Source organism: Bifidobacterium sp. LH_426 (assembly GCF_056356875.1).
Genome location: NZ_JBKEVB010000003.1, coordinates 230,142 through 254,941, shown reverse-complemented (window position 1 = coordinate 254,941; position 24,800 = coordinate 230,142). Strand labels below are relative to the sequence as shown.

At 67.0% G+C, this 24,800-nt stretch carries 15 protein-coding genes and 1 tRNA gene; 4 read left to right on the top strand and 12 right to left on the bottom strand.

The window, feature by feature from the left end; genetic code table 11:
- Positions 1-14: 14 nt before the first annotated feature.
- Positions 15-1,082 (bottom strand): class II fructose-bisphosphate aldolase, encoded by a 1,068-nt coding sequence (gene fbaA, locus AC1AYD_RS04885; RefSeq protein ID WP_476502286.1) that lies wholly within the window; start codon positions 1,080-1,082, stop codon positions 15-17.
- 252 nt (positions 1,083-1,334) lie between these two features.
- Here fbaA and AC1AYD_RS04880 point away from each other — a divergent pair, with 252 nt between their 5' ends.
- Positions 1,335-2,807 (top strand): C1 family peptidase, encoded by a 1,473-nt coding sequence (locus AC1AYD_RS04880; RefSeq protein ID WP_476502285.1) that lies wholly within the window; start codon positions 1,335-1,337, stop codon positions 2,805-2,807.
- Between the two features lie 195 nt (positions 2,808-3,002).
- Here the strand turns inward: AC1AYD_RS04880 and AC1AYD_RS04875 are convergent.
- A tRNA-Gly gene (locus AC1AYD_RS04875) sits at positions 3,003-3,076 on the bottom strand.
- A 161-nt stretch (positions 3,077-3,237) separates the two neighbouring features.
- Entirely contained in the window at positions 3,238-4,461 is a 1,224-nt protein-coding gene (locus AC1AYD_RS04870) for an ROK family protein (RefSeq protein ID WP_476502284.1), read from the bottom strand.
- Between the two features lie 248 nt (positions 4,462-4,709).
- Here AC1AYD_RS04870 and AC1AYD_RS04865 point away from each other — a divergent pair, with 248 nt between their 5' ends.
- Positions 4,710-6,233, top strand: coding sequence for a xylulokinase (locus AC1AYD_RS04865; RefSeq protein WP_476544764.1), 1,524 nt, complete (start codon positions 4,710-4,712; stop codon positions 6,231-6,233).
- 405 nt (positions 6,234-6,638) lie between these two features.
- Here the strand turns inward: AC1AYD_RS04865 and xylA are convergent, their stop codons facing one another.
- The 8 genes from xylA to AC1AYD_RS04825 form a co-directional block, all read right to left on the bottom strand.
- Complete coding sequence (xylA, locus tag AC1AYD_RS04860; protein ID WP_101621831.1) at positions 6,639-7,982, bottom strand: xylose isomerase; 1,344 nt, start codon at positions 7,980-7,982, stop codon at positions 6,639-6,641.
- A gap of 263 nt (positions 7,983-8,245) precedes the next feature.
- Positions 8,246-9,202: a zinc metalloprotease HtpX gene (htpX, locus tag AC1AYD_RS04855; protein WP_476502282.1), complete on the bottom strand. Its 957-nt coding sequence runs from the start codon at positions 9,200-9,202 to the stop codon at positions 8,246-8,248.
- Positions 9,203-9,471: 269 nt separating this feature from the next.
- Entirely contained in the window at positions 9,472-10,734 is a 1,263-nt protein-coding gene (locus AC1AYD_RS04850; RefSeq protein WP_476502281.1) for a serine hydrolase, read from the bottom strand.
- 351 nt (positions 10,735-11,085) lie between these two features.
- Positions 11,086-12,546, bottom strand: coding sequence for an FAD-dependent oxidoreductase (locus AC1AYD_RS04845; protein WP_476502280.1), 1,461 nt, complete (start codon positions 12,544-12,546; stop codon positions 11,086-11,088).
- Positions 12,547-12,737: 191 nt separating this feature from the next.
- Entirely contained in the window at positions 12,738-15,119 is a 2,382-nt protein-coding gene (locus AC1AYD_RS04840; protein ID WP_476502279.1) for an RICIN domain-containing protein, read from the bottom strand.
- Positions 15,120-15,318: 199 nt separating this feature from the next.
- Positions 15,319-15,906, bottom strand: coding sequence for a TetR/AcrR family transcriptional regulator (locus AC1AYD_RS04835; RefSeq protein WP_476502278.1), 588 nt, complete (start codon positions 15,904-15,906; stop codon positions 15,319-15,321).
- A 160-nt stretch (positions 15,907-16,066) separates the two neighbouring features.
- On the bottom strand, positions 16,067-17,425 hold the full coding sequence (locus tag AC1AYD_RS04830; RefSeq protein ID WP_476544763.1) for a glycoside hydrolase family 30 protein: 1,359 nt from the start codon (positions 17,423-17,425) through the stop codon (positions 16,067-16,069).
- Positions 17,426-17,505: 80 nt separating this feature from the next.
- Entirely contained in the window at positions 17,506-18,828 is a 1,323-nt protein-coding gene (locus tag AC1AYD_RS04825) for an MFS transporter (protein WP_476502276.1), read from the bottom strand.
- Between the two features lie 313 nt (positions 18,829-19,141).
- On the opposite strand from AC1AYD_RS04825, the gene AC1AYD_RS04820 reads away from it, so the two are divergent.
- On the top strand, positions 19,142-20,665 hold the full coding sequence (locus AC1AYD_RS04820) for an amino acid permease (protein WP_476502275.1): 1,524 nt from the start codon (positions 19,142-19,144) through the stop codon (positions 20,663-20,665).
- A gap of 67 nt (positions 20,666-20,732) precedes the next feature.
- On the top strand, positions 20,733-21,728 hold the full coding sequence (locus AC1AYD_RS04815) for an asparaginase (protein ID WP_476502274.1): 996 nt from the start codon (positions 20,733-20,735) through the stop codon (positions 21,726-21,728).
- Between the two features lie 370 nt (positions 21,729-22,098).
- Here the strand turns inward: AC1AYD_RS04815 and AC1AYD_RS04810 are convergent, their stop codons facing one another.
- Positions 22,099-24,537 carry an HAD-IC family P-type ATPase gene (locus AC1AYD_RS04810; protein ID WP_476502311.1) on the bottom strand — a complete coding sequence of 813 codons (2,439 nt, stop codon included), beginning with the start codon at positions 24,535-24,537 and terminating at the stop codon, positions 22,099-22,101.
- Between the last annotated feature and the right edge of the window lie 263 nt (positions 24,538-24,800).

Here is a 24,800-nt window from a genome sequence, read left to right as displayed (position 1 = left end):
CCGCTACTCGAGCGCTACTTGAGCGCCTTGCCGGCGGAGCCGAGCTCCTGGCAGGCCTCGACGACGCGCGCGGCCATCGAGGTCTCCGCCTCGCGGCCCCACGAACGCGGGTCGTAGAACTTCTTGTTGCCGACCTCGCCGTCGATTTTGAGCACCGCATCGTAGTGCTCGAACATGTGGCCGGCCACCGCACGCGTGAACGCGTACTGGGTGTCGGTGTCGACGTTCATCTTGACGACGCCGTGGCTGACCGCCTCGGCGATCTCCTCCGGGCGGGAGCCGGAGCCACCGTGGAACACGAGCGCGAACGGCTTGCCGGCCGGGAAGTCGACCGCGCCGGCGGCGGAGGCCACGCGGCCGTCGACCACGGCGGTGGCGACCTCGCGCTGGATGTCGCCGAGCAGGTCGGGGCGCAGCTTCACGAATCCCGGCTTGTACGCGCCGTGCACGTTGCCGAACGTGAACGCGGCCATGTAGCGGCCGCGCTCGCCGAGGCCCAGTCGCTGCGCGACCTTCACACCGTCGGCCGGCGTCGAGTACAGCTTGTCGTTGATCTCGTGGCTGTGGCCGTCCTCCTCGCCGCCGACCGCGCCGATCTCGATCTCGAGCACGGTATGCGCCTTGACGGACTTGTCGAGCAGTTCCTCGGCGATGTCGAGGTTCTCGTCGAGCGGCACGGTGGAGCCGTCCCACATGTGCGACTGGAAGGTCGGCTCCTTGCCGTGCGCGACCTCGTCGGCCTCGTGCGCGAGCAGCGGACGCACCCACTCGTCGAGGTACTGCTTGGCGCAGTGGTCGGTGTGGAGCGCGACGGTGATGTTCGGGTACTTCTTCGCGACCTCGTGCGCGAACGCGGCGAACGCCAGCGAACCGGTGACGCGATCGTTCACGCTCTGGCCGGAGAAGTAGGCGGAGCCGCCGACGGACACCTGGATGATGCCGTCGGATTCGGCTTCGGCGAAGCCCTGCAACGCGGCGTTCAGGGTCTGCGTGCTCGTCACGTTGATGGCGGGGTACGCGTATCCGCCGCGACGTGCGGCGTCGAGCATTTCAGCATAACGTTCGGGAGTTGCGATAGTCATACGGCCATTATCGCGCCGCCGCCCGGAACACGCACGCCGGGTGATCATTCCCCGCTGTGAATTCCCGCACAAGTCATGCCCCCGTCGCCTCACGTCCACATGCCCCGCACAAGTGCCCCCTTAGGGGGAGCTGGCTGGTATTCAATCGGTGGCACTGGGAGTCGGTGCATGCGCCCCCTTCAGGGGGAGCTGGCGGCCGAAGGCCGACTGAGGGGGTCTCCCGCGCCCCAATCCGCGAGATAATAGGGAACCATGACCGATACCACTACCCAACCCACACCCGAAACCGCAACCTCCGCCCTCACCCCCGCCGCGCTCGACGCCTACTCCGCCGACTTCAACGCCTCCCGCACGAACCGCGTGGCCGCGACCGCCGCGACCAGCGCCGGCGTGCTCAAGGCCGCGACCGACTACCGCGGCCTGCGCGCGCTGCCCCGCGACGATTTCTCGATCGAGCTCAAGCAGGGCTCGATCACCGCGCAGGAGCATTCCGGCCGTTGCTGGATGTTCGCGAGCCTCAACACGCTCCGCCACGATGTGATCCGCCGCTGGAACCTCGACGATTTCGAGTTCTCGGAGACCTACCTGTTCTTCTACGACAAGATCGAGAAGTCGAACTTCTATCTGGATCAGGTGCTGGCCACGCTCGACGAGCCGACCGATTCGCGCCTGTTCCAGGCGATCAACGACTATCCGGCGGACGACGGCGGCTGGTGGCAGATGTTCGCCTCGCTCGCCGCGAAGTATGGTCTGGTGCCGAAGTCCGCGTACCCGGAGACCGCGAATTCCCGCGATTCGGACGCGTTCACGCAATATCTCAACGCGAAGTTGCGTGAGTTCGCGCTCGAGCTGCGCACACGTCACGCGGCGGGCGAGTCCGCCGCCGCGTTGCGTGCGCGCGTGCGCGAGCAGATGGACGACGTGTACCGTATCGTCGCCGTCGCGCTCGGCGAGCCGCCGAAGACGTTCGATTGGACGGCGCGTCAGAAGGATGACGACGATGATGCGGACGATGCGAAGAAGGATTCCGGCGACGCCGCGACGAAGTCCGATGGCAAGAAGCCCGATGACGGGTTCGTGAAGGGCAGACTGATCAGCGAGCACGGCATCACGCCGCTCGACTTCTACGCGAAGTACGTCAAGCAGGATCTCGACGATTACGTGGGCGTGGTGAACGCGCCGATGGCGCGCACGCCGTTCGGCCGCCTGTACCGTCTCGCGCACACGGGCAACGTGGTCGGCGGGCACCCGATCGAGTTCGCGAACGTGGAGATGAGCGTGTTCAAGAAGGCGATCATCGACCAGTTGAAGAGCGGGCGTCCGGTGTGGTTCGCGTGCGACTGCGAGCAGTTCTCGCTGCGCGGCGAGGGCGTGTTCAGCCGCGACGTGGTGCGTGTGGAGGACCTGTTCGGCATCGAGTACACGATGGGCAAGGGCGATCGTCTCGAGTACGGCGTGAGCCCGTCGAACCACGCGATGACCCTGCTCGGCGTGAACCTCGACGCGGACGGCAAGCCGAACCGCTGGAAGATCGAGAACAGCTGGGGCAAGGACGCGGGCCGCGACGGCTACTTCGTCGCATCCGACGCCTGGTTCGACGAATACGTGAACGAGGCCACGATCCACACGAGCGTGCTCGACGAGCCCACGCGCCGGATCTTCACGACCGAGCCGGTCCCCGTGCAGCCCTGGGAGCCAATCTCCCGCGCCACCCGCTGCGCATAACCCCCGCTGCGCATCAACAACCCCACCTCTCCCCAACCAACATTCCCATGGTGCGGCAAACTTCCCATGGTGCGGTGCTCAAAAACCGCATGATTCCGGGGTTGTGGAGGAAATGTGTTACCGCACCATGGGTGCAGTGGGGCATGCAAACGGGGCGTAACGCAACGGGCCGGCGGGATTCCGCCGGCCCGTGACTGGAGCGGATGACGGGAGTCGAACCCGCCTTTAAAGCTTGGGAAGCTTTCGTTCTACCGATGAACTACATCCGCAAGGGTGCGTCTTTTGGACGCGAGCCACCAGTGTAAACGCGCCGCCCGACGTGATACCCCGCCGTCTCACTACTCGGGCGGCCGGCGCACCGGCCATCCCACCGGTTCTCACGCCAATCACCGCACCGGTCCTCGCATCGCCCGCCGTCGCCGCCGAACGTTCACGCGCCGATGAACCGCAGCGGGTCGTCGATGAACCGGCGCAGGCCGCGTTCGGCCGCGCCGTATAGCGAGGGGTGTTCCGCGACGGGCGGCGTGGCGACGCGCACCGTCATGCCGCCCGGTCCGACGACCTCCCCGCGCAGGCGGTTTTCGAGCACGATGGTGAGTTCGTCGCCGAAGTGCGTCCAGAGGCCGCCGAGCAGCACGGTGTCCACGTCGATAAGGTTGACGGCGGAGGCGATGGCGGAGACGAGCGCGTCGACGGCTTGGTCGATCACCGCGGTGATCCGCGGGTCGCCGGAACGCCAGCCGTCGAGGAGCCGTCTGACGGCATCCGATTGGGTGGCGAGACCGCCGTCAGCGAGTCCGGCGGCTTCGACCATCGCGCGGCGGCCCGCGTACATTTCGAGGCAGCCGCGGCGGCCGCACGTGCAGCGCGGCCCGTCCATCGCGACGGACAGGTGGCCGATTTCGCCGGAGAATCCGTGCGAGCCGCGGACCACTTCGCCGTCGCGCACGATGGCGCCGCCGATGCCGACGTCGGTGGAGACGTAGATGAAGGAGTCGCGTCGGTCGACGACGTTCAGGAAGTCGGCGCGTTCTGTGGCGTAGCCCGGGATCTGCGCGATGGCGGCCATCTTCGCCTCGTTGCCGGGGATGGCGTCGAGGCGGCGCACCACGTCGAAGCGCGTGAGGTCGAGGTCGGTCCAGCCGAGGTTGCGGGCGACCGTCAGCCGGTTGCCGGTGATGACGCCGGGCAGGGCGAGGCTGGTGCCGGCCACCGTGCAGCCGCGGCGGGCGAGCTGTTGTTCCAGCGATGCCGTCATGGTGTCGAGTTTCGTGAACACGTCCTGCGGGTCGCAGTCGGTCATGTCGTCGTTCACCCATTCGCGGCCGAGCGTGTCACCGTTGATGTCGAGTGCGAGGCAGCCGTAGCCGTCAGTGTTGACCTGTAGGCCGATGCCGGCGATGCGGCCGCCGTGGATGCGCAGCGGTGTGCTGGGACGTCCGTAGGATGCGGCGGCGACCGGCTCCCCTTCCACGACCACGCCGGAGTCGAGCAGCATCGAGACGAGCAGCGACATGGTCGCCTTGGTGAGTCCGGTCTCTTTGGCGAGGTCGGCGCGGCTCAGCGGGTCGCTCGCGCACAGCATCGCGTCGAGCGTCACGGACAGGTTGTGGTTGCGCAGATCGTCCTGATTGATCTTCCTCAAAGCGGCCATGGTACCTGTCCCTTCATGCTGTCGTCTTCGTCTTCTCTGTTGTTTGTCTTGGGCTTCGGGCCGTGTGGCGACGTAGACTTTCATAGTAGACGCCGCGCGACGCGTGCCGGCCGGCCGTCGCATGTCGTATGGCGTACGACGCGACCTCACTTGCATCTTCATGCCGGAATACAGTATAGTTTAATCGTCTAACTTATTAGGTGCGGCGCGTCGAAAGTCTTGCGCGCGGCCCTCATCGAGGAGGAAACATGACTCGTACATTGGTCGCAGGAGTCGATACATCAACCCAATCAACTAAAGTCCGCATCACGGACGCCACCACGGGCGAACAGGTGCGTTTCGGCCAGGCCAAGCACCCGGACGGCACGTCGGCCAATCCCGAATACTGGTGGGAGGCGTTCCGGTCCGCCGCCGAACAGGCCGGCGGACTCGACGACGTGGCCGCGCTGGCCGTCGGCGGGCAGCAGCACGGCATGGTGATCCTGGACAGGCAGGGCAATGTGATCCGCGACGCGATGCTGTGGAACGACACCAGCTCGGCGCCGCAGGCCGCCGCGCTCATCGAGAAGCTCGGCGAGGCCACCCCGGCCGCGGACGGCGAGCCGGAGGACGTCGTCGCGCGCGGCAAGCAGCGCTGGGTCAAGGCCGTCGGCTCCTCGCCGGTCGCCTCCTACACACTCACCAAGGTCGCATGGGTGGCCGAGAACGAACCGGAGAACGCGAAGCGGATTGCCGCGATCTGCCTGCCGCACGACTGGCTGAGCTGGCGCATCGCCGGCTACGGCCCTGTCGCGGAAGGCGAGGACGCGCACCTCGACAAGCTGTTCACCGACCGTTCCGACGCGTCCGGCACCATCTACTACGACGCCGCGCACGGCGAGTACCGCCGCGACCTCATCGCGATGGTGCTGGCCGCCGCCGAAGGCGAGGAGGCCGCCAAGGCGCACGCCGCATCCATCATCCTGCCCACCGTGCTCGGCCCGCGCGAGACGGCCGCCGTGAACGCTTCCCCCGCCATCGCCGGCAAGAACGTCGACGGCGGCTGCATCCTCGCCCCCGGCGGCGGCGACAACGCAATGGCCGCGCTCGGCCTCGGTATGGGCGTAGGCGACGTGTCGATCTCGCTCGGCACGTCCGGCGTGGCCGCGGCCATCGCCGAGAACCCGGTGTACGACCTGACCGGCGCGGTCTCGGGCTTTGCGGACTGCACCGGCCACTACCTGCCGCTCGCCTGCACAATCAACGGCTCACGCATCATCGATGCCGGCCGCGCGGCCCTCGGTATCGACTACGACGAACTGGCCGAGCTGGCCTTCCGATCCGAGCCGGGTGCCGGCGGCATCACGCTCGTGCCGTACTTCGACGGCGAGCGCACGCCGAACCGCCCCGACGCCACCGCGTCGCTCACCGGTCTGACCCTGCACAACACCACGAAGGAGAATCTTGCGCGCGCGTTCGTCGAGGGTCTACTGTGCTCACAGCGCGACTGCCTGGAGCTGATCCGTTCGCTGGGCGCGCGGATCGACCGCATCCTGCTGATCGGCGGCGGCGCGAAGTCGGTGGCGATCCGCACACTGGCCCCATCGATCCTCGGCATGGACGTGACGCGCCCGGCCACCGACGAGTACGTGGCGATCGGCGCGGCGCGTCAGGCCGCGTGGGTGCTGTCCGGTGAGGCCGAGCCGCCGGAGTGGCCGCTCACCATCGACGGCGTGGAGACCGGAGAGCCGACCGAGGCCGTATACGAGGCCTACGTGAAGGCCCGCGGCTGAAGAAGGAGCCGCCGCCCCGCCGGCGAGGGGCTGTCGCATCACGATGGACCTCCCACCGGATACCGATGTTCACGCCCCCGCCGGCGGGGGCTGTCGGCGAAGCCGACTGGGGGTGGTCGCGGTTCGGCGCCGAACCACCCTCAGACCGCCTACGGCGGCCAGCTCCCGCCAGCGGGAGCAGGAACTTGCCTTCATGTGGTTCCTGTTCGGTGGCAATCACCGCCGGCATCAGCCGCCATCGCATATGGCAAACCCCCGGAATGAAGCCGTTCTTCATTCCGGGGGTTTGCCATATATCGCCTCCAGTTACCCAATGGGGCGATTGCGATCCGAATAAAGCCCCGTCGCCGGCCGTCCCGCCTCAACCTCGCCTGAGGCTACCCGAAAGCCCACCGGGCTTTCGGCTCACGCTTCGGCCAGTGCGTCGATGATGTAGTTGTTGATGGTGGCCTTGACCTGCTCGAGGTGGTCGGACTTGGTGGCGGCGCGCAGCTCGGCCTGGGTCTTGTCGAGGCTGTACTCCTCGAGGGAGGCGAGCGTGACGTTGCCGTCCTCGATGTCCTTGCCGATGCCGGACTCGTAGGAGCTGTAGCGGTCGGCCTGCAGATCCTCGATGTAGTGGTCCTCGTGCATCTTGGCGGCGACCAGCAGGCCGGCGGCGTAGGAGTCCATGCCCACGATGTGCGCACGGAACAGGTCGTCGGCGGCGAAGGAGGTGCGGCGCGGCTTGGCGTCGAAGTTCAGACCGCCGTGGGGGCCGATGGAACCGTTAGCCAGGACCTCCCACATCACGGCGACGCAGTCGTACAGGTCGGACGGGAACTCGTCCATGTCCCAGCCGATGAGCTTGTCGCCTTGGTTGGCGTCGAGGGAGCCCAGGATGCCGTTCTCGCGGGCGAAGCGGACCTCGTGCTGGTAGGAGTGGCCGGCCAAGTTGGCGTGGTTGCCCTCGAGGTTCAGCTTGAACACGTCGTCCAGATCGAAGGTCTTGAGGAAGGCGAGCGCGGCGGCGGCATCGAAGTCGTACTGGTGCGAGGTCGGCTCCTTCGGCTTCGGCTCGATGAGGAACTGGCCCTCGAAGCCGATTTCCTTGGCGTAGTCGGCGGCCAGGTGGAAAAGCTTGGCCATGTGGGCCTGCTCGCGGTGCATCTGCGTGTTCCACAGGTTCTCGTAGCCTTCACGGCCGCCCCAGAACACATAGTTCTCGGCACCGAGGCGCTTGGCGATCTCGAGGCTCTTCTTGACCTGCGCGCCCGAGTAGGCGAAGATGTCGGCGAACGGCGAGGTGGCGGCACCGGAGACGAAGCGCGGGTTGGTGAAGAGGTTCTGGGTGTTCCACAGCAGCTTGACGCCAGTGGACTTCATGTTCTCCTCGATCTTGTCGACGACCTTGTCGAGGTTGGCGTTGGTCTCGCGCAGGGTGTCACCTTCCGGCGCGATGTCGCGGTCGTGGAAGCAGAAGTACTCGACGCCCAGCTTGGTGTAGAACTCGAACGCGTAGTCGACCTTGGCGAGGGCGAGGTCCATCGGGTTCGTGTACTTGTCGTACGGACGCTCGGCGGTGCCGTCGCCGAACGGGTCGACGAGGCGCTGGTCGAAGGTGTGCCAGTAGGCGACCGCGAAGCGCAGCCAGTCCTTCATCTTCTTGCCGGCGACGACCTTGTCGGCGTCGTAGTAGCGGAAGCCGAGGCCTTCCTTCTCGCCCTTGCGACCGACGTACTCGATCTTGTCGATATCCCACAGACCCATTGCAGTCTCCTTTGATGTTCGTGTTCACTGCGTTCTTCGTCGAATCCGCGTGGCGTCCCATCACTGTGCGCCGCCATCCGTTTCCGATTGACGATTCAATATGTTAAATGGTCGAACAATGTTTGTCAAACGAATGAACTTAATAGGCCGCATACGGCGTGTCCCCAATGATTCCAACGTTTTCCCCGCCTCATAACAAGTGAGTCCCCGATGACCTCAATCATCGGGGACTCACATCGGCCGAATCGGCGGACGGCGAGACGCTACCAGCGCACCTGCGCAGGACCGCCGACCCCACCGGCACCGCCGTACACCTGGGCGGCGCGCATCTCCTGGGCCATCTGCATGAGGCGCTTGATGCGGTCCTCGGTCGGAGGATGGGTGGAGAACAGCTTCGAGAATCCCACCGAGGAGAACGGGTTGGCGATCATCATCGCGGAGACGGACTGCGTGCCGGCGGTCTTGCGCATCGGCGTGGTCTGCGCGCCGTACGAGATCTTATTGAGCGCGGAGGCGAGCGCTTCCGGATCGCCGGTGAGCATGCTGCCGTCCTCGTCCGCGTCGTATTCGCGCGTGCGGGAGATCGCCAGCTGCAACAGCGACGCGGCGATCGGCGCGAGGATCGCGCTGAGCAGCACGCCGATCAGGCCGAGCCCGCCGGACGCGTTGTCGCGTTCGTCGCGCGACGTACCGCCGCCGAAGTACATGAGCGAATAGCCGAGATACGTGATGACGGTCGCCATCGCGGAGGCGACCGCCGAGGTGAGGATGTCGCGGTTGTACACGTGCATCAGCTCGTGGCCGAGCACGCCACGGATCTCACGTTCGTTGAGAATCCTGAGGATGCCCTGCGTGCAGCAGACGGCGGCATGGCGTTCGTTGCGCCCAGTGGCGAACGCGTTCGGACTCATCGTCGGCGCTACGTAGATGCGCGGCATCGGCTTGCCGGCCTTGGCGGACAGCTCGCGGACGATCCGGTACAGCGTGGGCGCCTCCGCCTCGCTGACCTCCTGCGCCCCCATCGACGCGATAGCGAGCTTGTCGGAGAACCAGTAGGAGAAGAACGTGGAACCAAGTCCGATGAGAATGAAGATGCCGAGGGTTCCCCTACTGCCGCCCGTGGCCCACCAGACCAGCATGACGACGGCCCACATCACTCCGAAAAGCAGGGCTGTCTTCAGGCCATTGCAATGGCCGTGCACACGCATTTTGCCGTCCATACGGCTCACGCTAACGGGGCTATCTGAAATTTCGCTGGACGGCAGCCGAGCGGACCGTGCGATGTTTCACGTGAAACACCGCCTGCATGCATCCCGAAATCTCTCCCCCAGTCGGCTCCGCCGACAGCCCCCTCATCAGAGGAGCCAACATGCCACCACCAAAGACGACACCAGCCTCGCCTCCCTCTGACGAGGGAGGTGGCACGGCGAAGCCGTGACGGAGGGAGAGACCCCGACGCCACACCGGCAGGTCCGAAAAGACGATCCGCTTACTGCGCCATCGCCGACGAGTGGATGCCGTCCAGCGCGGAGACCAACCCGGCCACCAAGTCGTACTGTTCGACCGCGTCGGTCATCACCGCGAGTACGTACCCGCCGGAAGCGTTCGTGACGATGCCGGCGTCGTTCAACGCGTGATAGTCGTCCTCGTCAATCCATCCCGCCTTCGTGTACACCGCATAGCCGTCCTGATCACCGAGCGCGTTGTGGATGCTCGAGTTGAGCGTATCGGTGAACTCGCCCGCGAGCCATTGCCGCGCCGCATCGGACGTGGCCGGCTTCGACCCGCGCACGGCGAGCGCCGAATCGCCATCGAACAGGTAGCCGTACCCCATCGCCCACATGCGCGCCATGTCCATCGACGAGATGTTGAGGTACGCGCCGCCCGTCACGTCGACGCCCACATGCGCGCGCGTCGCCCACGCGGCGAACGCCCCCGAACCGTACGTGCGGTGGAGCGCAGCGAAACTGCTGTTGTCGGATACGGAAATCGTCTGCGCGATGAGCTGGTTCACGCCCGCACCGGTCGAGGTGAGCGCCATGTCCGACGCAATCGCCGACTCGTCCTCCTCCGACGCGGCCGACGCGCCCGTCGCGTCGCCGTCGGCGGAGGAGACCGGCTGCCCGTCGGCGCCGACGCCGGTCGGGTTCGCGTCCGACGACTGCTGGACCGCGTCGAGGTCGATTGTGCCGGTCGCGGCGAGGGAGATGATGTAGGGGCCTTTGATCGCGGACGCCGAGTAGCGCGCGTCGCCGCCGTGCACGGCGAGCGCGCGGTCGGTCGTCATGTCGACCATCGTCGCGGATACGCCGTATCCGGCCGACGTGACGGTCGCGACGGCTCGGTCGAGCACCGCACGGTCGTCGTCGGACAGCGTGAAACCTTCCGTGGAAACGTCGGCCGCGCCGTCGAGGCCGCCGATCGCGTTCACCGCGCGCTCCGCGGCGGTGAGCGCGCGCGGCTTGGCCGTCGACGCGCGGTGCAGCGCGGGATGGCCGGACGCGGCCTCCACCACGTCGCCCGCGCCCGCCACCCAGCCGGGCACGTGCACGATCACGCCGACGACGAGACAGACCACGGCGAGCGCCGCCATGCCGACGACGATGCGCCGGCGGCGGTAGACGGCGCGCATCCGCCGTGACGCATGCTGGTATTGCGTCGTGTGATGGCGGCGCGCCTGGCCGTTGCGCGACGGCCGTCCGCCGCCATGCGCTCCCCTCCCCCTATGCGAGGAGCCACGCGACTGCTTCATGACGGACCACCTTCCGATTATGCGGATACGCGATATCACGTCTGCGATATCACGGTCACGGGATATCACGAACGTGATATCGAACCGCATGATGATGACTGCGCACGGGCCCGCGTATGCCGACGCGCGCACGTGTACGTATGAGAATAGGACGAAGCATATGACGAAGCCGCGATCGGCAGGGATTCCGGTGGGACCCGGATCCGATTCCGCCGATCGCGGCTTCTGTGTGACGCACGGATGTGGCGCGCGGCCGAGCACTCCCGGCGGGTGTTTCACGCCATGCTACGACGTGTCACGTGAAACGCGGCGTGAAACACCTGGCCGGAATGTGACCGACCGACTCGCGACTCACTCGGCGTGGGCAAGCTCGCGCATCTGGGCGGGCTCGATGACCTTCTTGTGCTCACGGCCCTCTTTCGCGCCCTCGGCGCGTTCGAAGGCGTCGACCTTCTTCCAGCCGGCGAAGTCGATCGGCTTGACGCCGCGGCTTTCCAGCAGGCGGTCGATGGACTCGGGGTCGCGGTCGGCGGCCACGCGGCCACCCTCGGCGGCCTTGGCGAGGTCCTCGAGCATGTTGGTGACGATGGCGAGCGCGTCCGACTTGGTCGAACCGATCAAGCCGACCGGGCCGCGCTTGGCCCAACCGGTGGCGTACAGGCGTTCGCGCACCTCGCCGCCTTCGGCCTCGGTGGTGATGCGGCCGTCACCGTTCGCGTTGGCGAGGTGGGCGCCGTGGCTGTCGTAGGCGATGCCGGGGGCTTCGGCCGGCTGGTAACCGATCGCGTGGTAGACGGCCTCGACCGGGTAGTCGGTGAACTCGCCGGTGCGGTGCATCACGCCATCGGCGCCGGTCTCGGTGCGCTCGACGCGGATGGCCTTCACCTTGCCATCCTCACCGACGATCTCGGTGGGCGCGGAGTTGAAGTGGACGTAGTACTTGCGGTCGGCCGGGTTGCCCTCGTAGTCGACGTCGCCGTCGTCCTCCATGTCCTCGGCCATCTCGCGGATGGCGAACAGCTCCTCGACCATCTGGCGGGTGAGCTTGTCCTTGCCGGCGACCTCGATGGTGTCGTCGTCCAGTTCGAAGTCGTCCTCGTTGATGATGAGCTGCACGCCGGGCAGCTTCTCCATCTCGCGCAGCTCCTGCACGCTGAACTTCGCCTGGGCGACGCCGCGGCGGATGAACAGGTGGAGCACCTTGGCCTTGTTGTTCTGGATGCCCTCGTAGACATTGTCCGGAATGTCGGTCTTGGCCTTGAGGTCGTCGGCGTTGCGCATGAGCTCGCGCGCGACGTCCATCGCCACGTTGCCGCCGCCGATCACGGCGACGTTCTCGGCCTCGAGCGGCCATTCGCGGGCGCCCGTGGGGTAGCCGTCGTACCATTCGACGAACTTGGCGGCGCCGTACACGCCGTCGAGGTCGGCGCCGGGGATGCGCAGCGGCTTGTCCTTGACGGCGCCGGTGGCGAACAGCACGGCGTCGTAGCGGGCGAGCAGGTCGTCGAGGGTGACGTCCTTGCCGAACTCCACGTCGCAGTACAGGTGGATGTCCGGGTTGTCGAGCGTCTTCTCGAGCGCGGAGGCGATGAACTTGATGGACGGGTGGTCGGGGGCCACGCCGTAGCGGACCAGGCCGAACGGCACGGGCAGCTTTTCGAACAGGTCGATGCGGGCCTTGGTGCCGAGGCCCAGCTCCTCGCCCAGCTTCTTGAGCTGGCGCAGGAAGATGTCGGAGGAGTAGACGCCGGCGGGGCCCGCGCCGATCACGGCGATGCGGAGTTCGTTTGCAGTATTCGAAGATTCAGTCACGCGTAACAGGTTATCGCAAGCCACCGAATCGCGGTACCCCCATTTTCCATGCATTGCAACGCTTTTCGCACATTCCGCACATTCGCCCGCACATTCCCGCTCGCCTCGGCGTCACGTTCGGGAGCGACCGGAGCCGCTCCCTCGCGCTTCCTAGGCGCCTCGGTAATGCCAGAGCAATGTCAGCGGGACGCTCAGTCGCGGCGGCGCTGGACCATCACCAGTCCTGCCGCGCCCAGCAGAAGCGCCGCACCGGCGAGCGTCATGACGGCCACGACGGACGAGCCGGTGGCGGACAAGATGGAACCGTCGCGACGGGCGGAATCCTGTGTGCCGTCCCGCCGATCGGCCGCGACGTCATGATGCGAGCCGGCGGCACCGGACCCGTGGTGTCCATCACCGTTCTGCCCGTTCCCGGAATCGTTCCCAGAACCACCGTTCTGGCCGTCACCGGAACCGTCACCGGAGCCGCCGTCCGCCGTCGTGACGGCGACCTCGACCTGCACCGGCAGCGTCGTATCCACGCCGACCGCCGTGACGTGCGCCGTGCCCTTGACCGTGAACGAACCGGCCTTCGCATATGCGGACGAATCAATCGCATCCCAAGCGACCGGCGCTTCGACCGGCGCGACCGCCGTCGCGTCGTCACCGAACTCGGCCAGTCCGCCGGGCACCGTGACCTTCACCGTCCCGGGCAGCGACGGCGCGGTGCCGATCTCGGTCGAGACCCCGGCCAGCGGCTCGACGGCGGCCGCCTTGACCTGTTCCGGATCACGCTGGAGCGTCCACTCGTCGGAGCCGTCGGACGCCTTCGCGCCGATTGTCGCCTGCGTGCCGGCAACCGAGCCGGAACTTGCTCCCAAGCCACCGACCGCGGCGAACAGCCCGCTGCCGATGCCCAATCGGTACGCGCCGTCGCCCGCCGGTTCCAGCGTCCACTGCTTGTCGGCGCCGCCGTCGTCCACCCAGGAGAGCAGCCTGCCGCCGGCCGCGATCGTGCCGCCGTCGATCGCCATCGCGCGGCCGCCGGCCTTGTTCAACAGGGTCGCCGTGTCGTCGGCGTGACGAACGATGTGCCACAGCTGCGCGTCACGCACGTCACCAGCACCCGAATCCCCCGCCTTCTCGGCGACGATCTTCGCACCGTCGTTCGCCTGGTCGCCGACGCTCAGCACGTCACCGGTCTTCTTGTTCACCAGCCGGTAGTACGCGCCCTGCGAACGGCCCAGATCGACCTCGCCGTAGGAGACGTTGAATCCGCCGAACGTGGCCCGCAGCAGCGCTACGCGCCCGGTCTGCGGCACGTACTGCATGTTGCGGCTGTAGCCTGCGCCGACCGCGGTCCGGAAGCGCGTCCACGCACCGTCGCTGGCACCGGATTCGTTCACCCAGATGTCGGCGCTGCCGGCTGCGTTGTAGAGGATCCGCCCGTCGGGCAGGTGCACGAGCACCGGGCTGCCGCCGGTGGTCAGTCCGCCGGCGAGCTTCGTGATGGGCTGGCGGTCGACCTTGTGGAACTCCAGCGGATCGTCGGCGATCTTGTACTGGATGTTGGCGTCGCGGCCGTTCCACCATTCGAAGGTCATCATCCACTTGCCGTCGGTGGTGGGCGCGACGGTGGTCATGCCCGGGCGGCCGCCGCCCGCGTACTTGTTCTTGAACTTGTTGCCGGCCTCGTCGACGACGATGGCGCTCCAATCATCGGCAAGATTGCCGTCCCAGGTGCGGTGCGCGAGGATCTGCCCGCTGCCGCCGTCCTCTTTCGCGGTGTCGTTGTCGGCCGCGAGCGCGATGGCGCCGGTCTCCTTGTCGTAGGAGTTCCAGTCGAAGTCGTTCTCGTCGGAGTAGTAGCACACGAGCTTGCCGTCGTAGACCATGAGGAACGGCTCCCAGACCGGATCGTTCTGGTGCGTGGCGTTCTCGGTGGCGAACGGCCCGCCGTAGGAGCCCTGCCAGCCGCCTTTGGCCACGATGTTGAGGAAGTCCCAGTCCTTGCCGCCGTCGGCGCTCGAGTACAGCGCGAGCGCCACGTCCTTGCGGTCGAAGTCGTCGGACGTGCGGTTGAAGTTCGAGTCGGCGGCGAGGTGCTCCTTGAGGTAGGGGTCGTCGCCGGAGACGATGGCGGCGAGCACCAGCGTGCCCTTGGCCAGTCCGCCCACGGTTTCGGGCATCACGTACAGGTACGGGTTGGTCCACGCGCTCGTATATTGCGCGTATTCGGCCTCGCGGTCGGTGCCTTTGGTGAGCGCGGCGGGCGACTGGACTTCCGAGAGCGCCTCCCAGGTGGTGCCATAGTCGGTGCTGCGGTAGATGGGCAGCGTCTGCCCGACCGGGTCGCCGACGCTGCGTTCGAAGGTCGCCACGAGCGCGCCGTCCTCCAGTTGCGCCGACTTGGGGTACAGGATCGGGTTCTTCTTGTTGAAGTTCACCTTATCCTGCGCGGACGCCGCGTAGAGCGTCTTCACGGTCGGCTGGTAGGCCTGTGCGGCCGGGGCCGCCAGGCCTACGCCGCCGAGCAGCGTCGCCGCGGCCAGCAGTCCGCCTACCGCTCTGCTCAGGATGGGATGGGTGGTCATGTTCTCTTTCCTTTTCGATGCGTTTCGGTGTGTTCGATGATTACGCCGTGGCGTCCATGCCATGGCGCGGTTTCCCCGGAGCCGGCGTTCAAGGTGTGCGAAGCCGGCCCCGCGGCCTTGCGGATGCGGGGATGATCGTCGGTATCGGGACCAATCGGGGATGGATTGGGTGCCGGAGACGGGTGTTCGGGGACGGGCGTCAGCCGATGATGCGGTCGATGAGCGCCTGCCACTCGCCCACCAGATCGATGTGCTCGCGGTCGTGGAGCCATCGCATCTGCAGGCCGTCCATGGCGGCCAGCGTCTGCATCGCGGTCCGATGCGGGTCGTGGCAGCCGTCGTTGGCCGCGGCCTTCGTGTATTCGCGCATCACCCACTGTTCGCGGTCGCGGAAGTACTGGAAGGCCGGGTGGCTTTCCGACAGAGCCTCGCCCTGCAGCACGGTGTACAGTCGCACGATCTCCGGCTGCGTGGCGTTGCGCCGCACGGTCGCCGCGGTCAAATCGCGCAGCCCGACGGGGAAATCGTCCTGTTCGCCGATGGGGGCGTCGTCCGGCGGCATCGGCACGCCGAGCTCGCCGTACAGCGCCACGCGGTCGGTGCGGTCGCGGTAGTCGAGTATCGCCAGCAGCAGGCCTTCCTTGGACCCGAAATGGTAGAGGAGTCCCGCTTCCGTCACGCCTTCGGCCACCGCGATCTCACGCAGGCGCAATCCCCAGAACCCGTGCTGGGCCACGAACTGCGTCGCCGTGTTGATGATGCTGATCCTGCGCTCGCGCGCTGTCATCGCGGTCTTCGTTCCGCCCACCGGGTACCTGCGTTTCCTTTGAATCGTATTGTCGTTGACGCGACCATCCTATACGATTCGCGGAATCGCACGGTCCCGGCGGCGCGACGGCAGAACGCCGAGCCGCCGGGCCGGCGACCGCCATCGCGCACGTTCCCGCTCAGTCGAGCGTGAACGTGCTGAACGAGCGCGGGGCGAGCGTCGCGGTGAAGGCGCGGGAGGCGTCCGCGGGATCGGTGAAACTGAACTCCACCTCACGTTCCAGCGCGTTCTGCACGACGACGGCCAGCGTACCGTCCGGATTCTCGTAGGCGGAGGCCATCGACGAGAAACGGCCCTCCACGTCGAGCACGCGCGCGCCCGGCTTGACGAAGTGCGCGTAGTGGCGCATCACGTAGTATTCCGGGTTGCGGGTGAAGGTCTTCGCCTCGGTGTCGACGGAGAACAGCGAGTTCTGGCGCCATCCCCACGTGCTTTCGGTGCCGGCGAGCACCATGTTCCAGTAGGTGTAGCCGAGTGCGCCGTGGGTCAGATAGTGGTTGACGAGGTGGAAGATGTATTCGGCGTACTCCCACGAGTTGTCGCCCATGCCGCATTCGGATTCGGTCTGCATGAGCTTGAGTTCCGGCCACGCCTTGTGCGTGCGTTCGATGCAGTCGCGGCCCTCCCACTGATAGCCAACGCCGGTGATGTACTTGCGCGCCTCGTCGTCCATGAGGATGTTGTCGACGTAGCGGTTGTAGTTCTCCAGCACCATGCCGTACAAGCTCACGAACTGCATGTCGCGCGGACCGTTGAGCGTGCCGAGCCAGATCTCGACGCCGCCCTCCTCGGCCTTGCCGAGCAGACCCTCGCGTTCGAAGGTGGGGCCGAGGTAGTCGCGGATGAACGTGCGCAGCTGCTCGCTCGTCCACGTGCAGGTGGGGTACTTGGCGTCGGACCACGGCTCGTTCTGCGGGAAGATGCGGGTCACGTTCACGCCGAGGGCGCGGTAGGCGCGCACGTACTTGACGAAGTAGTTTGCGTACGCCTGCAGGTTCTCGGAGGTCATGACGAGCTTGCCGTAGTTGTAGACCGGCGGGTTCTTCATCCAGGTGGGCGGGCTCCACGGGCTGGAGTGGACGGACAGCTGCGGCTGGTACTTCTTGGCGGCGCGGATGTACGGCAGCACAGCGCGTTCGTCGCCCTTCACCGAGAAGTCCTTGAGCTCGTAGTCGCCGGGGGTCTCGTCGTAGCTGTACCAGCCGGCGGCGAAGTCGTTCGCTCCGATCGGGGCGCGGTTGAGGCGGAAATCGAGTTCGTCGGGGCTGAACAGCTCCTTGAGGATCTGTTCGCGGTCCTCGGCCGTGAGGGACTGCAGCGGCAGCCAGCCGAGTTCGTTGAAGCAGCCGCCGAAGCCTTCGACCTCCTGCTCCTTGCCGCCGGTCAGGGCGATGCCGAGCTCGCTCGTCGCGCCGGCCTTCGGGGCGGGCTTGGCGACCCAGCGGGCGTCGTCGGTGGTTTCGATCCATGTGACCATGGTGATGTCTTCTCCTTATTGGTTAATCGGTGTTCAGTCTAATTGGGCGTGGTGGGGTGCGTGCGGATTGGGGTGCGTAATCACTTCACGCGCTTGATCATCATGATGAGCACGGCACCGACGAGCGAGACCACGGCGCAGACCGGGAACAGGCCGTAGTAGCTGCCGCCGGTGACGCCGACGATCGCGGCCGCGACCAGCGGGCCGAGCAGCTGGGAGCCGGTGTTGGCGAGGTTGAGGATGCCGAGGTCCTTGGCGGCGTTCTCCGCGTTCGGCAGCACCTCGATGTTGAGCGCCTGGTCCACGGCGAAGAAAATGCCCATGCCCAGACCAGCGACGGCGCCGTAGACGACCATGGTCCACGCGGCGTTGGAGACCATCGGCATCGCCACGCCGATGGCGACGAGCAGGGCGGCGAAGGCGACCGGCAGCTTGCGGCTGTGAATCTTGTCGGAGATCGGGCCAGCGACGATGGACATCGCGATAGCGGTGACCATGAGCAGCATCGAGATGATCGACACGTACTTCTGCTGGCCGGAGGTGCCGAGGCCGATGTAGTCGGACAGGATGTAGAGCTGGTAGGCCATGATCGCGGTGGTCGCGGTGTTGACGAGCATCTTGCCGAACAGGGCGAGGTAGAAGTCGCGGCAATCCTTGACCGGGAAGATGAAGTGCTGGACGAACATGTCCCACGTGAAGCGCTTCCTCTCCATGCCGAGGCTGGACTTCTCGCGCATCAGGCTCGCGGTGAGCGGACCGCACAGCAGGGTGAGCACGCTCATCACGATGATGCCGGTGCCGATCTTCGGGCCGAGGAACTGCGCGCCGACGAGCTGACCGCCATACTGGCCGATCACGTAGCCGAACGCGTAGATGGAGGAGACCAGGCCGCGGTGCCGGGGCGCCACGCGGTCGGCGATGACGGCGACGATCGGGGCGACGAGGGCGTTGAGGAAGACCTGGTAGAGACACCACGAGACCACCAGCAGCGGGACGGTCGTCACCGCGTTGAACGCGAGCAGCATCACGAAGCAGCCGATCGAACCGACGAACAGCCACGGGGTGCGGCGGCCCCAGCGGCTGCGGGTCAAGTCGGACAGGCCGCCGATGATGATGTTCGCGAGCGTGGCGAACACCATGGCCGAACCGGACAGCAACGCGATGATGCTGGCCTTGTTCGCCGGATCGATGACCTGCACCTTGGCCGGCAGCAGCACGGCGTTGACGCCGAGGTACGGGCCAAGCCACAGCATCGCGCCGAGCGCCGTGGCGATGCCGATCAGAATAGGAGCCTTGGGCTGTTCCTCGTCACTGACGGAACCGGACCACGGGCGCGCGGACTGCTCCGTCTGGGAGGACCGCACCGATTGGGGCGATTGTGCGGCTTGCATTGAAACGGACATCGTTTCTCCTTGCCTTGCATTCACTATGGGAGCGCTTGGCGGCCGACGGGATTCCTCCATGAACCAGCATCATCACTGCGGTCCGGCTGCGCGTCCCTCCTGTGTTGGACGATTCTTACTTTACACTTAACAACCATTAAGTCAAATCAGCGAACAACCTTGTCGGCAACGGCGTGTCGGTCTCCCGGCACCTATGGAGGCACCAATGCGGAATCCGTTCACCTGATTGGTTATCGAGCGTCATATCATGTTCACCGATCGCGCGCCACGATGCCGCGATATCGGAGAATCCACCGAACAAAAGGACGGAATCATGAGTGAGAGAGAGAAGACGACCACGCCGGAGGCCGCACCCGCGAACGCCGGAAAGGAAACCGGCAAGGATACCGCCAAGGAAACCGCCACCGTCGTGCAGGACAAGGGCGACGCCGGCTATGCGAAGGAGCTCAAGCCCCGCCACATCCAGATGATCGCCATCGGCGGCTCGATCGGCACCGGCCTGTTCCTCGGCGCGGGCGGACGTCTCGCGCAGGGCGGCGCCGGCCTGACCATCGCCTACGCGATCTGCGGCATCTTCGCGTTCCTGATGGTGCGTGCGCTGGGCGAGCTGGCGATCCGCCGCCCGTCGTCGGGCGCGTTCGTCTCCTACGCCCGCGAGTTCCTGGGCGAGAAGGGCGCGTACATCACCGGATGGATGTTCTTCCTCGACTGGTCCACCACCGTCATGGCGGACATCACCGCCGTCGCCGTGTACTTCCACTACTGGAAGGCGTTCGCCGACGTGCCGCAGTGGCTGCTCGCGCTCGGCGCGCTGGCCCTCGTGTTCGTGCTCAACATGATGAGCGTGAAGATGTTCGGCGAGGCCGAGTTCTGGTTCGCCGCAATCAAGGTGTTCACGATCATCGCGTTCATGGTCATCGCCATCTGGGCGATCGTCACCGGCGCCCCGGTCGGAGACACGCACGCCGGCATCGCCAACATCACCGAGCACGGCGGCTTCTTCCCGATGGGCATCGCGCCCGTGTTCGCGCTGACCCTGGGCGTCGTGTTCGCGTTCGGCGGCACCGAGATGGTGGGCGTCGCGGCCGGCGAGGCGCAGGAGGCCAAGGAGGTCCTGCCGAAGGCCATCAACTCGATGATCATCCGCATCTTCGTGTTCTACGTGGGCTCCGTGATCCTGATGGCGCTCGTGCTGCCGTACACCGCGTACTCGTCGAACGAGTCCCCGTTCGTCACGTTCTTCTCCGGCATCGGCATCCCGCACGCGGGCGATGTGATCCAGGTGGTCGTGCTCACCGCCGCCCTCTCGTCGCTGAACGCCGGCCTGTACGCCACCGGCCGCACGCTGCGCTCGATGGCCATCGCCGGCTCCGGCCCGAAGTTCGCGGCCCGCATGAACAAGCACCACATCCCGTACGGCGGCATCATCATCACGTCCGCGCTGGGCCTGATCGGCGTGGTGCTCAACGCGGTGCTGCCGTCCGACGCGTTCGACATCATCATGAACCTCGCCGGCATCGGCATCGCCGGCACGTGGGCCTCCATCCTCGTCACGCACCTCGCGTTCCTCAAGAAGGTGAAGGCCGGCGAGGAGACGCGCCCCGAATACCGCATGCCGGGCGCCCCGTACACGAACTACGTGTCGCTGGTGTTCTTCGCGATCGTCGTGATCTCGAACCTGACGAGCGCCTCCGGCCGCTGGACGCTGGCCCTGTTCGTCGTCGTCGTGATTGCCATGGTCATCGGCTGGTACTACGTGCGCGGGCGCATCGACGGCAACCTGCTGGACGAGATGCTCGACGCCGACGCGGTGGACGAGGTCGAAGCCGCCAAGTAGCGGGCGGCGCGAACGGACGGAACGGACAGGACCGACTAGACCGAATACCGGACAGGAGGCAATCATCATGCGCATTCACATCACGTATACGGGCGGCACGATCGGCATGGTCAACTCGCCGCACGGGCTCGCCCCCGGCGCCGACATGCTCGGCTGGCTGCGCGGGCTGCTCGACGGCACGCAGATCGGCACCGACGAGGTCTCGTACACCGAACTCGACCCGCTGATCGACTCGTCGTGCGCCACGCCGGACAGCTGGCAGGCGATCATCGACGACCTGCGGGCGCACCGCAACGACGCCGACGCGTTCGTCGTGCTGCACGGCACCGACACGATGAGCTACTCGTCGGCCGCGGTGTCGTATGCGCTCACCGGCTTCGGCAAGCCGATCGTGTTCACCGGATCGCAGTATCCGCTGGGCATGGTCGAAACCGACGCCACGGCCAACGTGACCGGCGCGCTCAACGCGGTCATCAGCGGCCGGGCGCACGGCGTCTCGCTGTTCTTCGGCCATCATCTGATCGCCGGCAACCGCGTGAGCAAGGTGTCGTCGTGGGCGTTCGAGGGCTTCGACGCGCCGTCGGCCGGACTGCTCGCGCAGACCGGCGCGCCCTGGCACTGGGAATCCTACGAGGGCCGCGGCGAAGGCTGGTACGACCCGCTGCCGTACGCGCGGCATGACGTGGCGGTAATCGACATGGCGCCCGGCATCACGGCCGCGCGACTCGACGCCATGCTCACCCCGCGTCCCGAGGCGGTGCTGATCCGCGCGTACGGCGTGGGCAACGTGCCGTGCACCGAACCCGGCCTGACCGACGTGCTCGCGAAGGTGCTGGACGAGGGCGTGCCCGTCGTGGTGGCCTCGCAGTGCCAGCAGGCGAACGTGCTGCTCGGCCATTACGAGGCCGGCGACGCGATCGCGCGCGCGGGCGCGGTCGGCACGGGCGACATGACGCTCGAGGCCGCCTATGCGAAGATCGTGTTCCTGCTCTCGCAGGGCCTGACCGGCAAGGATCTCGCCGCCTGGATCCCCCGATCCATCGCCGGCGAGATCACCGTGTGAGTCTGCTGGCCGCCGCGCAGGCGACGCAACAGGGTGGATGCCGCGTATTACGGCGTCCACCCCGTTTCTTAACGGCATCTCGCTTGGGAGGGGTACGTTTTGACCGTTCCGGAGGCGTATCCGCGTTACGAGGGGTACTCAATCACGGTCATTCCGGGCACGGAGAGCGGCATGGAGCCACTCAAGCCCGTTATGCCCTCTGTCAGATACCCCTCGTAGGCCAGTTGCCTCCGCGCAAGGACGACGAGGTACCCCTCCCGAACGAGAAAGCGCCATGGGCAAGCACTGCGACCGCGTGAAACCCGCACACCGCAACGCAGCACCGACGCGTCACCATCACAGTACCGGCGCAGCGCGAACAGCGATGCCACTAGTCCCGGTCCAACACGGCGGTGAGCGCCCACAGGATGCTCACCACGTCGATGCCCTCCTGCAGGAACGCGCCGACGACCACCGGGATCAAATTGAACGCGGCCGCGACCATGCCGACGACGGCGAGCGCGAGACCCACGATCACGGCCTGGAGCATCACCCGCTTCGTACGCCGCGCGATGGCGATGGCGCGCGGCACGGCGGCGATGTCGTCGTTCATCACGACGACCTGCGCCGATTCGGAGGCGGCGGTGGACGTGCCGTCGGTCATCGCGACGCCGATGCCCGCAGCCGCCAGCACCGGAGCATCGTTCACCCCGTCCCCCACCATCATCGTGACGGGCTCGACCGCCGCATGGGAACGGACGATCTCGCCGGCTCCTCCGTTCCCGCGTTCCCTGTCGCCGCCGGCGACCGCACGCACCGCCGCCACCTTGTCTTCGGGGAACAGCTCGGCGTGCACCTCGTCGATACCGACCTCGCGCGCGATGATCTCGGCCGAGGCCCGCTTGTCGCCGGTGAGCATCGTGAGCTTGGCGACACCCAGCTGGTGCAGCTTCGCGAGGGCGGCCTTCGCGTTCGCGCGAGGCACGTCGCGCAGCACGATGCGCGCGACCAGCCGCCCGTCCACCGCCACATACGACGCCATCTCGTCCGCCGCCAGCATCCCGAACCGGGCCCCACTCTTTGCGCCCCTCGGCTTCAGCTCGCGTTCGCGTCCCTGCCTCGCCTTTGCGCCCCCTTCCAAGGGAAGCCGCTCCAGCTCGTCACGTCCCTGCCTCCCCTTTGCGCCCCCTTCCAGGGGGAGCTGTCCGCGCAGCGGACTGAGGGGGTCTCCCGTGCCCCGGCCCGTCCGTCCGGCACCAGCCACCGTCACGAATCCGTCCTCGCCCGCGGCCGCGAACGCCAGCCGCCCGACGCGCACCGCATGACCGTTGACTTCGGCGGAGATTCCCTTGCCGGATTCCTCCTTTACGTTCGTCACGACTGGATAGTCACGCCCGTATCCGCCATGGGACGCGACGGCCGCCGCGCTGTCGCCCGCCGCACCGCCGCCCGCAACGGCCGCCGCGTTCTCCGGGCACTCGCGCCGCCCGGCCGCGTACCGCGCATGCAGCCGTCCGAGCGCCTCGCGCCCAGCCGCCGCGATGCCTTTGGCGAGCACATGCACCGAATAGCTTTCGACCACGCCCGCGAACATGAGCACATGGTCCTCGTCGAGTCTCGGCACGCGCGCACCCGCAACACCGGCGCCCACGGCATCGCCGTCATCCACCATCTCCACGCGCACGACCTGCGGCTGCTTGACGGTCAGCGTGCCGGTCTTGTCGAAGAACACCTGCGTGACGCGCCCCAACTGTTCGATCACATCCTGCGTCTTGATGAGCACGCCGGCGGCGGCGAGGCGCGACGTGCCGGCGATGTACGCGACCGGCGCGGCGATGAGCAGCGGGCAGGGCGTCGCGAGCACGAGCACCTGCGCGAACCGCAGCGGCGTGCCGGCCACCGCCCACGCGACGCCGGCGATGAGCAGCGAGAGCAGCGTGAACGGCACGGCGAGCTGGTCCGCGGTCCGCACGACCGCCGGCCGCGACTCCTGCGCCTGGCTCACCATCGTGAGAATCCGCTGGTACTGCGAGTCGGCGGCGACTTCGACGGCGCGCATGGCGAGCGTCGTCGAGCCGTTGACCGCGCCGGACATGACGCGCGCGCCAGCGTACACTTCACGCGGCACAGGCTCGCCGTTGATCGCGCTCAGGTCGAGCGTGGCCGCGCCGGACAGCAGTTCGCCGTCGACCGGCACGGTTTCGCCGGGAAGCACGATGATCACGTCGCCGAGCCGCACCTGGTCGACGGGCACGGTGTCGAATCGCGCGTCCGCGCCCGGCCGCACGCGCGCGTCGGCGCGCGCGACGGCCGGATCGCAGGATTCCGGGTCACGGCCGGTGATCGCGCACACGTCGTCCGTCGGCCGCGTGGCGCGACGGAAGCCATCGTCGCGGATCGGCGCGATGTTGCGCGCCGCTCCCCTGCCCACGCCGGGCAGGTTCGCGACGTGTGCGGTGCGCGGCGCGGCGTCGAGCAACGCGGTGAGGCTGTGTTCCGCCTTCGATTGCGCGTATTCCTCGATCGCCTCGCCGGACGTGACCATGAGCACGACCGCCCACGACGCCCAGTATTCGCCCACGACGAGTGTGGACAGCATGGCGAGGACGGCGAGCAGGTCGATGCCGACCTGGCCGTGGCGGATGTCGTCGATCATGCCGATGACGGTGTCGGTCACGGTGTATGCGACGAGCGCGACGACGATCCACTGGCCGAGCGAGAGATGACTCAGTGCGGCGAGCACGGACGCGTGCGACGGGAGCGCGCCCCACAGGCGGATGTTCCACAGCAGGGCGACGGGAATCGCGGAGAGGACGACGACCGGCAGCATCGGCAGGCGACGGCACAGGTCGGCGAGCGCGGGGATGATGCCGCGGTGTTTCGATGGGGTGGCCTGGTCGACTGGATCGGCGGTGAGGGATGGGATGAGCTGGCTCATCTGATGCTCCTTACGCTGGTACGGGCCGGGCGTGCCGCTTTGCAATCGCTTGGCCTTGACGGTATGCAAAACGTGACGCACGGCTGGTTCGGTCACGCCTTGTTAACCCATCGGCGGCATCGGGGCGGGAGCGGGGCCGGACCCTGCGCTTCCAC

Excerpts from the sequence above, each read along its gene's own strand:
- fbaA (WP_476502286.1), bottom strand. The coding sequence starts at position 1,082 with ATGACTATCGCAACTCCCGAACGTTATGCTGAAATGCTCGACGCCGCA.
- AC1AYD_RS04880 (WP_476502285.1), top strand. The coding sequence starts at position 1,335 with ATGACCGATACCACTACCCAACCCACACCCGAAACCGCAACCTCCGCC.
- AC1AYD_RS04870 (WP_476502284.1), bottom strand. The coding sequence starts at position 4,461 with ATGGCCGCTTTGAGGAAGATCAATCAGGACGATCTGCGCAACCACAAC.
- AC1AYD_RS04865 (WP_476544764.1), top strand. The coding sequence starts at position 4,710 with ATGACTCGTACATTGGTCGCAGGAGTCGATACATCAACCCAATCAACT.
- xylA (WP_101621831.1), bottom strand. The coding sequence starts at position 7,982 with ATGGGTCTGTGGGATATCGACAAGATCGAGTACGTCGGTCGCAAGGGC.
- htpX (WP_476502282.1), bottom strand. The coding sequence starts at position 9,202 with ATGGACGGCAAAATGCGTGTGCACGGCCATTGCAATGGCCTGAAGACA.
- AC1AYD_RS04850 (WP_476502281.1), bottom strand. The coding sequence starts at position 10,734 with ATGAAGCAGTCGCGTGGCTCCTCGCATAGGGGGAGGGGAGCGCATGGC.
- AC1AYD_RS04840 (WP_476502279.1), bottom strand. The coding sequence starts at position 15,119 with ATGACCACCCATCCCATCCTGAGCAGAGCGGTAGGCGGACTGCTGGCC.
- AC1AYD_RS04835 (WP_476502278.1), bottom strand. The coding sequence starts at position 15,906 with ATGACAGCGCGCGAGCGCAGGATCAGCATCATCAACACGGCGACGCAG.
- AC1AYD_RS04830 (WP_476544763.1), bottom strand. The coding sequence starts at position 17,425 with ATGGTCACATGGATCGAAACCACCGACGACGCCCGCTGGGTCGCCAAG.
- AC1AYD_RS04825 (WP_476502276.1), bottom strand. The coding sequence starts at position 18,828 with ATGTCCGTTTCAATGCAAGCCGCACAATCGCCCCAATCGGTGCGGTCC.
- AC1AYD_RS04820 (WP_476502275.1), top strand. The coding sequence starts at position 19,142 with ATGAGTGAGAGAGAGAAGACGACCACGCCGGAGGCCGCACCCGCGAAC.
- AC1AYD_RS04815 (WP_476502274.1), top strand. The coding sequence starts at position 20,733 with ATGCGCATTCACATCACGTATACGGGCGGCACGATCGGCATGGTCAAC.
- AC1AYD_RS04810 (WP_476502311.1), bottom strand. The coding sequence starts at position 24,537 with ATGCTGCCGGTCGTCGTCCTCTCCGCGATTCCCGTCGCCCTGCTGTGG.